The organism is Kribbella sp. NPDC049227, assembly GCF_043197265.1.
In the GTDB taxonomy this organism is placed as follows: domain Bacteria; phylum Actinomycetota; class Actinomycetes; order Propionibacteriales; family Kribbellaceae; genus Kribbella.
Map to the genome: position 1 here is coordinate 50,412 of NZ_JBICST010000008.1, position 14,098 is coordinate 64,509.

A 14,098-nucleotide genomic window follows, 5' to 3' on the forward strand; every position below is an offset into this window, starting at 1 on the left:
GGAGGGGATCAGTCCCAGCGGACCTCGGCTTCGCCCGGGCGGACTACGCCGGCTTCGTAGGCGACGACGACCGCCTGGACCCGGCTGGACAGGCCCAGTTTGGAGAGGACGCTGCTGACGTGGGTCTTCACCGTGGTCTCGCTGACGAACAGTTTGGTGGCGAGGTCGCGGTTGGACAGCCCGCGCGCCATCCACACCAGGATCTCCCGTTCCCGCTCGCTCAGCTGCCCAAGCAACCCGGTCCATCGCCCATCCGGTTGCGCCGGCGCGGGCTCCGCCGTACCACCCCCAACCTGCCGCTCCAGCTCCATGCAGCGCTCCAGCAGCACGCGAGTCGACGCCGGATCGACCAGCGAGTCCCCACGATGCACCGCCCGCACAGCCGACACCAACAGATCCGGATCCGTGTCCTTCAACAGGAACCCGGATGCCCCAGCCCGGACCGCGCTCAGCACATACGCCTCGTCGTCGAACGTGGTCAGCACCAGGACCGCGGGACGCGACCGACCAGCCGCCTTGTTGGCGGTCGTGATCCGTTCGGTGGCGACGAGTCCGTCCATCACCGGCATCCGGATGTCCATGAGTACGACGTCCGGGTCGTACTCATCGACGAGCCGGAGCGCCTCTTCGCCGTCGCCGGCCTGGGCGACCGTGGTGAGGTCTGGTTCGTGGTCGAGGATCATCGCCAGGCCCATCCGGATCACGCCCTGGTCGTCGACAACCAGGATCCGGATCGGACCGGCGTCCGGTCCGGTCAGTTCTGTGGCGGCAGCCATGCCTGCACCCTCCATCCACCCAGTGGGCCGGCCGCGACGGCCAGTGTGCCGCCGACCGCTGTGGCCCGTTCCCGCATCCCGATCAGTCCGTTGCCGCGGCCGCTTTCGCTCCGCCGGGCGGACTCCAGCACGTTCACCGGCGGTGGTCCGCCGCTGCCGTTGTCGTCGATGGTCAACAGCTCGCCCTGCGGTCCACTCTGCCAGGTGACCCGGGCCGCGGTCGCCTTCGCGTGCACCATCACGTTGGTCAGCGCCTCCTGGATGATCCGGACCGCGGTCAGGTCGGTGGCCGAGGTCAGCTGCCGCTGCCGCGGCGGCAGGCTCATCGACACGTCGATGCCGACCGCCTTCAACCGCTCGCCCATCCGTGCCACGTCGGACAGATCGGGTACGGGCGCGGTCCCGCCACCCGAGTCCGGGGACGCCCCGACCGCGTTCGGTGAGGCTGTGTTGAGTACCCGGACCGTCTCCCGCATCGCGGTCAGCGCTTCCTTGCCGCTGGCAATGATCCAGCGAATCGCCTCCCGCAGTACTTCGGGTCGCTGGTCGGCCACTCGCTCGGCGGCCTGGGCCCGGATCACCACCGCACTGACGTGATGGGAGATGACGTCGTGCAGGTCGCGGGCGATCCGGGTCCGCTCGGCGACCGCGGCCCGCTCGGCCTCGACCGCGCGCAGCCGGATCAGCTCGGCGTTCCGCTGCTGCAGCAGGGCGACGTTCTTGCGCCGTCGGCGCGCGTCCGCGCCGAGCAGCACCATGCCGCAGATCAGCGCCTCGGCGAAGACGAACAGCGAGACGTCGATGTAGCTGTAGAGACTGGCCAGGTCCGTGGGCAGGTTCTGGTAGCGGTCGCCCCTCAGGATGTCCCGGTTCGCATGCCCGAGCACGATGGCGACCACGGTCGGCAGTCCGATCATCAGCCCGGCCAGGCTGCCCATGGTGAAGAACAGGCAGGTGAACCGCCGTACGCCGCTCGACGCGGCCAGGTACCCGACGACGAGCAGCGGGACCAGGTGGATCTCGGACTGCAGCGCGGCGTCGCTGATCTCGGGCTGGCCGAAGACCCTGATCCCGACCTGCGCGGCCAGGCCGGTGCCGACCGCGGCGTACAGGAACGGGTACAGCACCGAGACGACCACGAGCGTCGTCCGCGGAATCCGCCGTACGCAGGCGACCGTGGCGACCAGGAAGACGCCGGTGACGACGGACACGGCCGGGTTCTGCGGGCGCAGGCCGCTGTCGTTGATCAGGTTCAGCACCCCGAACCAGACCACGCCGATGACCGCAGCGAGCAGCACATCCTGCTGCAACTGCGACAACCGACGCCAGACACTCCACATGTCGCCCAGCGTAGTCAGCCGCTGTTCGCCAAGGCTTCATCTGCCCGGAGGGGCAGCCTCTCCAACTTTTGGAGGAGGCTCGGCGTCCGAATTGATACTCAGGGGCTACTTCCGGGATGTGAGGACGGTCCCTGGGGCCGATGTGGCGACCGTGCTTGATCCGAGAGGCTGTACCCCATGACGAACGACGTGCCACCGCGCCGGACCGGTTCGGACAAGCTGCGGTTGCTGTCCGTGACGGGTGCAGGCGTGGCGGTGCTGGCCGTCGGATCGTTGGTGCTGTGGCACGCGCAACTGGGGGAGATGCTCGGCCTGGCGGCGGACAAGGAGCCGGTCATCTCGACCGTGAACGCTCCGGCGAACTCCGCTCCGCCGACCACGCTGGTCACCGAGACGCCGACGCCACCGCCCGCGCGGCCGTCGACCCACAAGACCACTCCGGTCGAGCCGCCCACGAAGACCCCGAAGCCGGAGAAGTCGGCCACGACCAAGCCGAAGTACGGCGAGGAGAGCATCAACGGGCTGTCGCCGACGCTGCGGACGCGGCTGAAGAAGGCGATGACGGCCGCGAAGGCCGACGGCGTCACGATCAGCATCACCTCCGGCCGGCGCAGTACCTCCAAGCAGCAGCGGCTGCTGAACGACGCGATCAAGAAGTACGGCTCGTACAAGGCGGCGACGCGTTGGGTGCTGCCGCCCAAGTACTCCGCTCATGTGAAGGGCAAGGCCGTGGACATCGGGCCGGCGGCCGCCATGACCTGGCTGAACAAGAACGGCTGGCGGTACGGCGTCTGCCGCCGCTACGACAACGAACCCTGGCATTTCGAGGCGCTCACATCGCCTGGGAAGAAGTGCCCGCCGCGCGAACCGTACGGCGTGGCCGGGCCCAGCTAGGCCGACCGATCCGACAACCCCGAACAGGAGCCGACCATGACCATGACCTACGCCCAGCCGATGCCCCGGCGCTACACCCGGGCCCGGCTCGCTGTCCCCGCGCTCTGGCGGCAGGTGATCCGCGCCAGTGAGAAGGAAGACGTGGCGATCGTGCCCGAACCGGATCGGTCGGCGTACACGCAGTTGGAGATCTACGACGGCGTACTGGCCGCGTTCGAGCGCCGCGACGAGGTGGCCGACGTACTGAACGCCTCCACCGACCGGGTGATCGCCGTCCAGCGGCTGCGGGAGGAGTTCGGGTTGAGCCACCTGCAGGCGACCGCGCTGCTCGAGCTGCCGCTGACGAACGAGTGCCGGGACCGCATTTCCCACCGTGCCGCCGAGCTCCGGACTGCCCTGAACCGCTGACCCGCGCCGGGCGGGCGGCTCGCGCGAACCTGCGCGGTTTGCGTGGCGTGGGGAGGATGGAGGGGTGATCACGATTGAGCAGGCCGGGCGACTGCGCAAGGCCGGGGTGCTGTGGGCACCCGCGGCAGGGGATCGTTTCGTCGTACCGGACCGGGACATGGACGACGACGTGTTCGTGGTGAGCGACATGACCGTCGAGGTGCACGACTACCAGGGCAGCAAGGTGATCGGCTTCAACGGCACCACCGAGTGGGCCCTGGACAGCATCGAGCAGCGTGAGGTCGTCTGGCTGCCGCGCGAGGAACAGTTGCGCGCTCTGCTGGGCGACCACTTCCGCAAGCTCGAGGCGGTCCCCGACGGGTACGTCGTCGAGTTGACCGACAGCATCCACCTGGCCGACGACGCCGAGCAGGCGTACGCCGGCGCTGTCATCCACCTCCTCGGCGCCTGAACCGGCGCTGAGTCACCGCGGCGTGGTCGGCCGCCAGTACTGCTTCTTGTCGCTGTCCTTCACCGTGTAGCCGAGCTTCGCCACCTCGCCGCGCAGCTCGCGCAGGTCCGCCTTGCCCTTGTCGCCCTGGCCGAACGCCTTGGCCCGCACCTTCAGTACGGCGTTGACCGCCGGCGGCAGGTCGGGTTCGTCCTCGACCCAGCGACGGAACCGCGCCGCGTGCGGATCGCCCGCGTCGGACCAGGGATAGCCATGGGCGCGGAACGCGGCCGGGATCTGCCGCGCGTCGGACTTCAGCTGATCGTGCTTCTCCCGCGCCAGCTCGCGCGAGGTCGAGTCCTGCAGCACGATCTGTTTGCCGTCCAGGAACGCGACCGTCACCTGCTCCCGCGGCACGGTCACCGTCTTCTGGTTCTTCAAGAACTCCACCGACCTGTTGGTGACGGTGACCTTCAGCGTGTCCTCGAGCGCCATCCCAGCCAGGAGCACGCCGGCCACCAAGCCGATCACGATGCAGACCGCGATCACCCACCAGCCGTCCCATCCCGAGATCAGCTTCAGCGGCCCCTGGAACGGCACCCAGTCCTGCCGCGCCGCCCAGTCCGCGATCCGCGGCAGGAAGAAGCCGAGAACCAGTCCGATCAGGGGAAGTCCACCGAACAGCACCACCTTGTCGGTGGTCGAGTGCCCGATCACCGTCCGGTCCGGCGTCCGTGTGGTCGACTCCATGGCCCGAACGTAGCGCAGCGATCCGGAACTTTAGTATCGAATCACAACGACCGAAGGAGGCCGGGTGGCTGACGGGATCTGGTTGCGGTTCCTGAGTGGTCCGGAGATCGACTCGCTCGGGCTGACCAGGCTGGAGATCGTGGACGCGGTCGAGGAGGCGGTCCGCGAACACGGCGAGGGCCGGACCAGCTTCGAACCGCGCGTGCACCTGATGCCGGACAACGGCGGTATCGGCCACTTCAACATCCTGCGCGGGCATCTGGACGGCCTCGGCGAGCACGGCATCAGCGGTGTGAAGGTGGTCGGTGACTTCGTACCGAACTACCAGAAGGGTCTGCCCAGCGAGCTGGCGATGGCGACGCTGTTCGACCCGACGACCGGCGTACCGCTCGCGGTGCTGGACGCGACGATGATCACCGCGGCGCGGACCGGCGCCATGACCACGGTCGGCGCCCGCCACCTGGCCCGGCGGGACAGCAAGATCCTCGCCCACGCCGGTGCCCGCGGGACCGCGTGGTGGAACGTGACGATGCTCGACGACCTCTTTGAGCTGGACGAGATCCGGGTGACGTCGCGGCGGCCGGAATCGCGGGAGAAGTTCGCGGCCGAGCTGTCCGCGGAGCTGTCGACGCCGGTGCGCGTGGTGGCGACGGCCGAGGAGGCGTTCGACGGCGCCGATGTCCTGGTCGAGGCGACCCGGCTGACCGAGCCCGAACCGTTGCTCCGCACGGCCGCCGTGAAGCCCGGCGCTTTCGTCGTGCCGTACGGGACGATCAGCGCGGTCGAGCTCGACCTGCTCGACGTGATGGACAAGGTCGTCGTCGACGACTGGCGCGAGGCCCAGTCCGGCCGGTTCGGAGCGCTGCGCCGGCACGTGGACACCGGCCGGTTGTCGCCGCGGACCCTGTACGCCGAGCTCGGGCAGATCGTCGCCGGTCAGAAGCCGGGCCGGGAGAACGATGCCGAGCGCAACCTTTTCTGGCATCGCGGGCTGTCGCTGCTGGACGTCGCGATCGCCCACCTGATCCTGCGCAAGGCCGAGGCCGCCGACGTCGGCACGATGCTCCGGTTCCACTGACATGCTGATCAACCAGCCGTCGGACCTCGACCCCGCCAGTCCCGAACCGATCACCATCGCGCAGCCGCTGCTCGATCACCTGGCCGCGATCCGAACCGACCTCCTCGCCGCACTTGCCTCCGGAGAAGCCGTGTACGGCGTCAACACCGGGATGGGTAACCTGAGCAAGCGCCGGCTCACCGAGGACGAGCAACGCCTGCATCAACGCAACCTGTTGCTCGGCCGAGCGGTCGGCGGACCTCCCTGGCTCCCGCCCGACGAGGCCCGAGCCGTTCTGATCGGCCGGCTGCGCACGTTCCTCACCGGTGACGCCGGGGTCTCGGTCGAGCTGATCCAGCAGTTGGTTGCCATGATCAACAGCGGATGGGTTCCCGAGATCCCCGCCGAAGGAGCGGGTTCGGCCGGCGAGATCATTCCGCTGGCCCATGCGTTCGGTTCGGTCGAGGTGGGTCCCAAGGAGGGGATCTCCCTGCTTGCGGGCGTGCCGGGTGCGACCGGGCGGGCTGCTCTGCAGGCCAAGCGTGCACACCGTCTCGCCGACCACCTGACCGCGGTCGGCGCCGGCGCGATTGCGGTGATCGGGGCGAACCGTGCCCCGTACCATCCGGCGCTGGGCCGGGGTGATGACGTCCTGGCAGCCGAGTTCGCGCGGATCCGCGAGCTGACCGGTCCGGAGCCCGAACCCCGGGCACTCCAAGCACCGGTGTCATTCCGCGTTGCGGGGCACGTCGTCGCGCACGTCCGGCGGTCCATCAGCCAGTTGGACGAGGCGGTCGACCGAGCGTTCACGGGCGTCACCGACTCACCGGCATACCTCGATGGCGAGTTCATCGGCACGGCCGGCTTCCATGGGATCGACCTCACGGCGTACTGCGACCACCTGACCGCGGCCCTCGCACACGCGGCCGAGGTCTCCGCGGCGCGGCTGCACCGCCTGCTCGACCCGGCCGTCACCGGGCTCCAGGCCCAGCTCGCGCACGAGCCGGGTCCACAGGCCGGCCTGGTCGCTGTCCACAAACGCGCGGTCGCCACCACCCACCTGCTCCGCCGCCTGACGTTGCCCTCAGCAATCAGTACGGCGGAGACGTCGAACGGCCAGGAGGATGTGCAGACCTTCTCCTGGGAGGCGGTCGGCACCCTCGCGGAAGCCGTCCGGCTGACCCGCGAGGTCACCGCCTGCGAGCTCCTGGCGGTGCATCAGGCCTTCGCCCTGTCGAAGCGCCCGATCCCGGTCGGCCTCCGCGACCTCCATCAGGCCGTCGCGGACGTCGTACCTCCGATCGACGCGGATCGCCCGTTCGGCGAGGACCTGACCAGACTGCTGGAGTCCGTGCTCTAGCTCTGACCGGCCACGGCGTTCTGCGACTGTGCAGGTGGATTTCCTCCGGAACGGATGATTCAAGTGAGGTCAGCCTGCCTGAGTTCTCAGCGAGCTCGGCCATGGGTTGATCGAAAAATCCAGCGCGACACGCGGACGGTTCGCAAGCCGCAAGTAGCCTGCGGTGGGGTTGTGTCGTTGGCCACTGTGCGGGCGGGGATTCTGAACGAAGAGCTGACCTGGCCGGGCTGTCGGCCCAACCGGCCGATCCACTAGCCTGACGTGGTCCGGGCGGAGATGGAGGAGTTCGTTGAAGCGGTTCGTGGTCCCTCCGACCTGGCCGTCGCCGCCCCGCCGTAGTTGGGTCCCACCGAAAACCTGGCGTCCCGACCCGTCCTGGCCACCGCCTCCGGAAGGCTGGCGATTCTGGATCGACGGCAAGGGCAACTCGGTCCGCGGTCCGGTCGGCCGGTACGGCGGCCCGTCCCGCCGAGTGCTGTACGCCGGGATCGGCGCCGCGGTGCTGTTCCTCGGGATCAACTTCTGGGCCTTGTCCGCGATCGGCCTGTTCAGCGGTGACTCCGGCGACTCGCAGGCCGTGCCGGTGGTCGACGACCGTTCGGTGACCCCCTCGGCGACCCAGACCCCGGTCGTGCCGCCGCGGACGACGCAGCCGACCTCGGTGCCGCCGACGGTACAGAAGACGACCGTGCCGCCGACCACGAAGACGACCCAGCCGACACAGCGGCCGACCAAGACCCGGACCACCGAGAAGGCGGAGGAGAAGCCGGATCCCAAGCCGACCCGGACGACCAGGACCACGAAGCCGCCGCGGCCGAGCACCACCACTCCGAGCCGCGAGGAGATCCTCCGGCAGTACTGCATCCAGCGCGGCTGGGATCCGGAGTGGTGCGATCCGGACAACTGGCCGGACGACCCGGCCGACGATCCCCGCAACGAGCCCTGATCAGACCACGTTCCACTCCGCGCGCCGGCCGTCGTACCGGAACCGGCGCGCGTCCAGCGGGCTGACGTCGACGAACGGCTCGCGGCCCAGGTAGAGGTCGCGGATGATCTCGCCGACCGCGGGTCCCTGCAGGAAGCCGTGACCGGAGAAGCCGGTGGCGTAGAGGAACCGGGACACTCCGTCGGCCTCGCCGATCAGCGCGTTGTGATCCGGTGTCACCTCGTAGAGCCCGGCCCAGCCGCCGGTCAGGCCGACGTCGAGCAGTGACGGCGCGCGGCGTTCCATTGCGGCGGTCAGTCGCGGGAGCCAGGTCTCGGTGCGGTCCAGCTGGAAGCCGGGCACCTCGTCCGGATCGGACATTCCGACCAGCAGACCGAGCCCTTCGCGGTGGAAGTAGAACGTGCTGCTGAAGTCGATCGTCATCGGCATGCTCCGCGGCAGATTCGGGATCGCCTCGGTCACAACGATCTGCCGTCGCAGCGGGGTGACCGGCAGGTCGACCCCGAGCGGTACGGCGAGCTCCGCCGACCACGCGCCCGCCGCGCAGATCACCGTGCGGGTCCGGACGTCGCCACGGCTGGTGCGGACCGCCCGGATGGCGTTGTCGTTCGTCTCGATGCCGAGAACCTCGCAACCGGTGACGAGCGTCGCGCCGAGCCGGCGGGCGGCCGTCGCATACCCGAGTACGACGGACTCCGGCGTACAGTGCCCGTCCGCCGGGGAGAAGCAGGCACCGGCCAGACCGTCCGGGGCAACGATCGGCGCGAGCTGAACTGCTTCGTCGACGTCGATCATCCGGGTCGGTTGACCGGCCGCGTTCTGCAGCCGAGTGCTCTCGCGGAACAGTTCGAGCTGATCGCCGGTCTCCAGCAGGAAGAGATAGCCGACGCGATGCAGGTCGATCTCCTGCCCTGGCCGCTCGCCGAACCGGGCGAAGGCCTCCAGGCTGCGAGCACCCAGCGCGATGTTGAGCTCGTCCGAGAAGTTCGCGCGGACCCCGCCCGCCGCCTTGGACGTGGAACCGGAGCCGAGCTCGTTCCGCTCCAGCAGCAGCACGCGTTCCACCCCGGCCTCGGCGAGGTGGAACGCGATGCTGGCGCCCATCACGCCGCCGCCGACGATCACCACGTCGGCGGCGTCCGGCAGGGCCGCGGCCATCAGGGCAGCTGGAAGGAGAGGTCGGCCTCGACCGTCTCGGTGTCCATCTGCGCCTTCTGCAGCTTGCCCGAGTAGTCCCAGTTCAGCGACTGCCACCGGGTGAACTGGTCGAGCACCCAGATGCCGCTCTGCCGGGAGCCGTTGCCGGACTTCCCGTTGCCGCCGAACGGCAGGTGCGCCTCGGCGCCGGACGTCGAGTTGTTCACGCTGACCATGCCGGCCGAGATGCCCTGAGCGAACCGGAACGCCTTGTTCGGGTCGGTGGTGTAGATCGAACTGGACAGGCCGTAGCCGGACTTGTTGCCGAGGGCAATCGCCTCGTCGAGGGCGGAGTACGTCGTGATGCCGACGACCGGACCGAACGTCTCGTTCATGAACAACTCGTCGTCCGGACGGACGCCGTCGACGATCACCGGGTGGTAGAACAGCCCGGCCGCGGGATCCCCGACGAATCCGGACCGTGGGTTGTCCGCGCTGACCCGGCCGGTCGCGCCGATCACCTGGTGGTGCGCCGCGATCCAGCCCAGCGACTTCTCGAACCCGGCGGCGAACTTCTCGTCCAGCAACGGACCGAACAGCACGTCCTGCGCCGGATCACCCATCGCCGCGTCCGCAACGGCACGGCTGAATCGGTCGACGAAGTCGTCGTGGATCGATTCGTGGACGATCACCGTGCCGAGCGAGGTGCACCGCTGACCCGCCGTACCGAAGCCGGAGAACAACGCGCCCTCGACGGCCAGGTCGAGATCGGCGTCCTCGGTGATCACCATCGGGTTCTTGCCACCGAGCTCCAGGCACGGCGTCTGCAGGTGGCGGCCGCACAACTCACCGATCCGGCTGCCGACGGCGCTCGATCCGGTGAAGCCGACCTTGTTCACCAGCCCGGCCTGCAGTGCCTGCTCGAGTCCGGTGAACGTGTCCGGCCCGTCCGCGTACACGACGTTGAAGACCCCGGCCGGTACGCCGGAGTGCGCGAAGATCTCGTAGAACGCGTCGGACACCACGGCCGAGTACTCCGCCGGCTTCCAGACGACCGTGTTCCCGCACAGCAGCGCGGGCACGATGTACCAGGACGGTACGGCGACCGGGAAGTTGCCGGCCGTGATCACGACGACCGTGCCGACCGGCCGGCGGAACGTGAACAACTGCTTGTCCGGCATCTCCGACGGAACTGTCTGGCCGTACAGCCGGCGGCCCTCGCCGATGAAGAAGTCGCAGGTGTCGATGATCTCCTGCACCTCACCGCGCGCCTCCGCGATCGGCTTGCCGATCTCGCGGGTGACGAGCGCCGCCAGCCGCTCCTTGTTGGCGGTCATCAGCCGGCCGACGTTCGCGATCACCTGACCTCGCTGCGGAGCCGGCGTCGCGGCCCACGCGGCCTGGGCGTCGCGGGCAGCCTCGGCGGCCCTGACGAGAACCTCAGGCCCCGCGCTGCCCACCGTCCCGACCACCTCGCTGAGCCAAGCCGGGTTGGTCGACGGCGTACGCCGTACCGCTTCCGCCACTCGCTCGCCACCGATCACCGACAGAACCTCAGTCGCCATGAAGCATCCCTCCGCGCACGTTTGCCCCCACCCTCACCCACCACCCCACCCCCTGCCAACCCACGCTTCCCCGTTTGATGGGTTAACCCACGCGCGTGCGGGTTGGCCAGTGGCGTGCGGTTGGCCAACCCGCACGCGGCTGGGTCAGCCCATCAGACGGGGACGGTCAGGGGTGGGGGGATGGGGGTGGTGGGACTTCGTGGCCCGGGTAGAGATCCGGGATCGGGATCGGCATCCGCCACAGGTGCGACTTCGGGCTGATCATGCCGTGCCGGATCGCGACGTACCGGAGCAGGCGGAGCGGGCCGGCGATCAGGATGAAGGCCAGCGGGAGCTCGACCAGGAAGGCGCTCAGCAGCGCCTGGGTGAGGTCGGCGCCGCGGTGGCTCGTCATCGTGTCGAACCAGGCGTCGCAGATCAGCAGGACGCCGGTCGCGAACGCGGTTGGGAAGACCAGCTGTTTGCGCTTCCACCCGGCCAGAGCGGTCAGCACCAGCATCGTCAGCAGCAGGATGTCGAAGCCGACCCAGGTGGCGACCCAGTTCCGGGCGACGTAGTGACTGGGCAGGGTCATCGCCAGATAGACGGTCCAGGGGATCAGCGCGAGCGCGCAGACCAGCATCAGCGCGGTCCGCCACTTGCGGATCCGCTCGATCGTCCGCAGTGACGGCATCCCGCCCGGTTGGTGCGGTACCAGCCGCAGGATCAGGTCCCGCCGTTCGGCCGGAGTCATCGCCGCGATCTCTTCGTCGGTCAGGTCCACCTCTCCAGTATGTCTTGTGATTGCATTCACAAGCCGGTAGGCTGACGCCCGGAAGCAACTGTCGATGAGACAGATGAGGTGTGGGCATGACCGAGCGCAAGCCAGCCAACATGTCGCAGCAGGACTGGGTGGACGTCCAGATCCGGCAGGCCCAGAAGCGGGGCGAGTTCGACAACCTCGCGGGTCAGGGCAAGCCGCTGACCAAGTTGGCCGATCCCCACGATCCGGACTGGTGGGTGAAGGACTTCATCCGCCGCGAACAGATCGACTCCGAGGCGCTGCTGCCACCCGCGGTGCTGCTGCGCAAGGAGAAGCAGAAGGTCCAGGAGACGGTCGCCCGGATGCGCCGTGAGTCCGAAGTGCGCGACTATCTCGCGGATCTGAACAAGCGGATCCTGGTCAGCATTCGCGACACCACCGGCCCGGTCGTTCCGGTCGGCACTGTCGACGAGGAGGCGGTCCTGGCGCAGTGGAAGGCGGATCGGCCCGAGCCGGTGCGCAAGCCGTCAGGTGCCGAGTCCGCCGAAACCGCGCCGAAGAAGTCGCTCTGGCAGCGGCTGTTCACCTGAGCAGTTCGCGGACCGCGATCTCGATCGTCCGCTCGCTGAGCAGCACCTGACGGGACGCGTCGCCGAGCGGGACGAACGAGTCCTCCGACGTCACCCTGGCCAGCCGGCCGGTGTAGCCGTGGTCGATCAGTGCGGCCAGGACGCCTTCGGACACGCCGCCGGACCGCCGGGTCTCGTCGACCACGAGCACGCGTCCGGCGGCGGTTGCCTCACGCAACAAATCCTCGATCGGAAGTGGCGCCAGCCACCGCAGGTCGAGCACCCGGACGCCGGGCACCCGCGCGGCCACCCGCAGGCTCATCGGCAGACCGTTGCCGAAGGTGACGAGAGTCAGGTCCGTCCCGTCGCCGTACGTCCGGCCGCGCCCGATCGGCACCGGTTGGTCCGGGTACCGCGTCAGCCACTGATCGTCGCCGTCGTCGTACAGATCGCGCCGGTGATAGAGCGCGATCGGCTCGAGGAACACGCTGACCGTGCCGCACGATCGCGCCGCCGCGGCGCAGGCCTGCAGCATCGCGGCCGCATCGTCCGGCCGGGAGGGTGACGCGATCACGAGTCCCGGGATGTCCCGCAGTACGGCGATCGCGTCGTCGTTGTGGAAGTGGCCGCCGAACCCTTTCTGGTAGCCGTAGCCCGCGACCCGCAGCACCATCGGATTCGAGTACTGCTCCTGCGAGAAGAACTTCAGCGACGCCGCCTCGCCGCGCAACTGGTCCTCGGCATTGTGCAGATACGCCAGGTACTGGATCTCCGGGAGCGGCAGCAACCCCGAGACTCCGGCGCCGAGCCCGAGCCCGAGAATCGACTGCTCGTCCAGGAGTGTGTCGAACACGCGGGCCGGTCCGAACGACTTCTGCAGTCCGCGGGTGACGCCGTACACGCCGCCCTTGCGGCCGACGTCCTCGCCGAACACCATCGCCTCCGGGTACGACGCCAGTACGTCGGCCAGAGCGCGGTTGATCGACTGGCTCAGCGTCAACCGTTCCGTCGTACGACTGGGTCGGGGCAACGCCTCCGCGACCGCCTCGGGGTCGGGGAACCGCAGCGGGGAGGCGACGGCCTCGGCGGACGACAGTTGTGGCAGACCCGACACCTCGGCCGCGATCCGCATCACCTCGGACCGCTTGTCCTCGTACAACTCGATCACGTCGTCCGCGTCCAGCCCGGCGCCCAGTAGCAGCCTCGCCGTACCGAGCAGCGGGTCCAGCTCCTCGTCGGCCACCAGCTCGGCGGGCGATCGGTACGCCGCTTCCACGTCGGAGCCGGCGTGGCCGAGCAGCCGGACGGTCCGCAGCCGGAGGAAGGCGGGCCGCCGGTTCCGCCGGACGAAGGTGGCCGCCTCGGTCGCCATCGTCAGCGCCGCGGCCACATCGGTGCCGTCGGCATCGAAGTACCGCAGGCCGGGCCGCGATCCGTAGGCCTGCCTGATCCAGCCGTCCGGGGTCCGCACGCTGATCCCGATCCCGTTGTCCTCACAGACCAGCAGCAACGGCATCGGCAGGCCCTGGTACGACGCGTGCAGCGCGGCGTTGATCGCGCCCGTCGCGGTCGAGTGGTTCGCCGACGCGTCGCCGAAGCTGGTCACCACGATCGCGTCGGACGGCCACGGCGACGGTACCCCGAGCTTCGCCGCCCGGGCCAGCGAGAACGCGACACCCATCGCCCGGGGCAGGTGCGACGCGATCGTCGACGTCTGGGGGATGATCGCCAGGTCGTGCCGGCCGAACACCTTGTGCCGGCCGCCGGCGATCGGCTCGCTGGTCGCGGCCGCGACCCCGAGCAGGATGTCCCGCAGCCCTTCCTTCGAGCCGGCCTGATCCGCGCGGGCGAGGTAGAACGCGCCGGAGCGGTAGTGCAGCAGCGCCGGATCGGTGGGCCGGAGTGCGGCGGCGACCGCGGCGTTCCCCTCGTGGCCGGCGGATCCGATCGTGTAGTAGCCCTGCCCCTGCGACTGCATCCAGCGGGCCGCCAGGTCCGCGTGCCGGCTGCCGAGCTGAGCGTCGTACAGGCTCCGCAGTTGGTCGGCCGTGTAGTCACACGGGACGGGTTTGAGGGCGCGGACGCGCTCGGCGTACCGCTCGTCGACGGCGGTCACCGGGCGGA

At 69.4% G+C, this 14,098-nt stretch carries 14 protein-coding genes; 7 read left to right on the top strand and 7 right to left on the bottom strand.

The annotated features are described in order from the left end of the window. Positions 1 to 8: 8 nt before the first annotated feature. Together ACGFH6_RS33375 and ACGFH6_RS33380 are read right to left on the bottom strand one after the other, a co-directional pair. A complete protein-coding gene (locus tag ACGFH6_RS33375) occupies positions 9 to 776 on the bottom strand; it encodes a response regulator (protein WP_393391906.1) in 768 nt (255 codons plus the stop codon). Beyond that, the gene (locus tag ACGFH6_RS33380) at positions 755 to 2,116 is read right to left on the bottom strand and encodes a sensor histidine kinase (RefSeq protein WP_393391909.1); all 1,362 of its coding nucleotides are present in this window, start codon (positions 2,114 to 2,116) and stop codon (positions 755 to 757) included. Before ACGFH6_RS33380 ends, ACGFH6_RS33375 begins: the two co-directional genes overlap by 22 nt. 177 nt (positions 2,117 to 2,293) lie before the next feature. On the opposite strand from ACGFH6_RS33380, the gene ACGFH6_RS33385 reads away from it, so the two are divergent. From ACGFH6_RS33385 to ACGFH6_RS33395, 3 genes are all read left to right on the top strand, one after another. Beyond that, positions 2,294 to 3,010, top strand: a complete 717-nt coding sequence (locus ACGFH6_RS33385) for a D-alanyl-D-alanine carboxypeptidase family protein (protein WP_393391912.1) — start codon at positions 2,294 to 2,296, stop codon at positions 3,008 to 3,010. A gap of 36 nt (positions 3,011 to 3,046) precedes the next feature. Further along, the gene (locus tag ACGFH6_RS33390) at positions 3,047 to 3,418 is read left to right on the top strand and encodes a hypothetical protein (RefSeq protein WP_393391915.1); all 372 of its coding nucleotides are present in this window, start codon (positions 3,047 to 3,049) and stop codon (positions 3,416 to 3,418) included. Between the two features lie 64 nt (positions 3,419 to 3,482). After that, positions 3,483 to 3,869 (top strand): pilus assembly protein CpaE, encoded by a 387-nt coding sequence (locus tag ACGFH6_RS33395; protein WP_393391918.1) that lies wholly within the window; start codon positions 3,483 to 3,485, stop codon positions 3,867 to 3,869. A gap of 12 nt (positions 3,870 to 3,881) precedes the next feature. On the opposite strand, the gene ACGFH6_RS33400 is transcribed toward ACGFH6_RS33395, so the two are convergent. Further along, on the bottom strand, positions 3,882 to 4,598 hold the full coding sequence (locus ACGFH6_RS33400; protein ID WP_393391921.1) for a hypothetical protein: 717 nt from the start codon (positions 4,596 to 4,598) through the stop codon (positions 3,882 to 3,884). 64 nt (positions 4,599 to 4,662) lie between these two features. Here ACGFH6_RS33400 and ACGFH6_RS33405 point away from each other — a divergent pair, with 64 nt between their 5' ends. The 3 genes from ACGFH6_RS33405 (at position 4,663) to ACGFH6_RS33415 (ending at position 7,961) form a co-directional block, all read left to right on the top strand. Further along, positions 4,663 to 5,676, top strand: coding sequence for an ornithine cyclodeaminase family protein (locus tag ACGFH6_RS33405; protein WP_393391924.1), 1,014 nt, complete (start codon positions 4,663 to 4,665; stop codon positions 5,674 to 5,676). A gap of 1 nt (position 5,677) precedes the next feature. Further along, a complete protein-coding gene (locus ACGFH6_RS33410; RefSeq protein WP_393391927.1) occupies positions 5,678 to 7,015 on the top strand; it encodes an aromatic amino acid lyase in 1,338 nt (445 codons plus the stop codon). 289 nt (positions 7,016 to 7,304) lie between these two features. Further along, positions 7,305 to 7,961, top strand: coding sequence for a hypothetical protein (locus ACGFH6_RS33415; RefSeq protein WP_393391930.1), 657 nt, complete (start codon positions 7,305 to 7,307; stop codon positions 7,959 to 7,961). Here the strand turns inward: ACGFH6_RS33415 and ACGFH6_RS33420 are convergent, their stop codons facing one another. The 3 genes from ACGFH6_RS33420 to ACGFH6_RS33430 form a co-directional block, all read right to left on the bottom strand. Continuing rightward, positions 7,962 to 9,119 carry an NAD(P)/FAD-dependent oxidoreductase gene (locus ACGFH6_RS33420; protein WP_393391933.1) on the bottom strand — a complete coding sequence of 386 codons (1,158 nt, stop codon included), beginning with the start codon at positions 9,117 to 9,119 and terminating at the stop codon, positions 7,962 to 7,964. It abuts the gene before it with no gap. Further along, positions 9,119 to 10,663: an aldehyde dehydrogenase family protein gene (locus tag ACGFH6_RS33425; RefSeq protein ID WP_393391936.1), complete on the bottom strand. Its 1,545-nt coding sequence runs from the start codon at positions 10,661 to 10,663 to the stop codon at positions 9,119 to 9,121. The genes ACGFH6_RS33420 and ACGFH6_RS33425 overlap by 1 nt, the downstream gene beginning before the upstream one ends. Positions 10,664 to 10,829: 166 nt before the next feature. Beyond that, positions 10,830 to 11,426 (bottom strand): hypothetical protein, encoded by a 597-nt coding sequence (locus ACGFH6_RS33430; RefSeq protein ID WP_393391939.1) that lies wholly within the window; start codon positions 11,424 to 11,426, stop codon positions 10,830 to 10,832. Positions 11,427 to 11,512: 86 nt separating this feature from the next. Between ACGFH6_RS33430 and ACGFH6_RS33435 the strand changes: the two genes are divergently transcribed. Beyond that, positions 11,513 to 11,995 carry a DUF1992 domain-containing protein gene (locus ACGFH6_RS33435; protein ID WP_393391942.1) on the top strand — a complete coding sequence of 161 codons (483 nt, stop codon included), beginning with the start codon at positions 11,513 to 11,515 and terminating at the stop codon, positions 11,993 to 11,995. Here ACGFH6_RS33435 and ACGFH6_RS33440 read toward each other — a convergent pair. After that, the gene (locus ACGFH6_RS33440; RefSeq protein ID WP_393391944.1) at positions 11,988 to 14,090 is read right to left on the bottom strand and encodes a thiamine pyrophosphate-dependent enzyme; all 2,103 of its coding nucleotides are present in this window, start codon (positions 14,088 to 14,090) and stop codon (positions 11,988 to 11,990) included. The two genes, ACGFH6_RS33435 and ACGFH6_RS33440, sit on opposite strands and share 8 nt — an antisense overlap. Positions 14,091 to 14,098: the final 8 nt, after the last annotated feature.

Coding starts and splice junctions, on each gene's coding strand:
- ACGFH6_RS33375 (WP_393391906.1), bottom strand. CDS start 776: ATGGCTGCCGCCACAGAACTGACCGGACCGGACGCCGGTCCGATCCGG.
- ACGFH6_RS33380 (WP_393391909.1), bottom strand. CDS start 2,116: ATGTGGAGTGTCTGGCGTCGGTTGTCGCAGTTGCAGCAGGATGTGCTG.
- ACGFH6_RS33385 (WP_393391912.1), top strand. CDS start 2,294: ATGACGAACGACGTGCCACCGCGCCGGACCGGTTCGGACAAGCTGCGG.
- ACGFH6_RS33390 (WP_393391915.1), top strand. CDS start 3,047: ATGACCATGACCTACGCCCAGCCGATGCCCCGGCGCTACACCCGGGCC.
- ACGFH6_RS33400 (WP_393391921.1), bottom strand. CDS start 4,598: ATGGAGTCGACCACACGGACGCCGGACCGGACGGTGATCGGGCACTCG.
- ACGFH6_RS33410 (WP_393391927.1), top strand. CDS start 5,678: ATGCTGATCAACCAGCCGTCGGACCTCGACCCCGCCAGTCCCGAACCG.
- ACGFH6_RS33420 (WP_393391933.1), bottom strand. CDS start 9,119: ATGGCCGCGGCCCTGCCGGACGCCGCCGACGTGGTGATCGTCGGCGGC.
- ACGFH6_RS33425 (WP_393391936.1), bottom strand. CDS start 10,663: ATGGCGACTGAGGTTCTGTCGGTGATCGGTGGCGAGCGAGTGGCGGAA.
- ACGFH6_RS33435 (WP_393391942.1), top strand. CDS start 11,513: ATGACCGAGCGCAAGCCAGCCAACATGTCGCAGCAGGACTGGGTGGAC.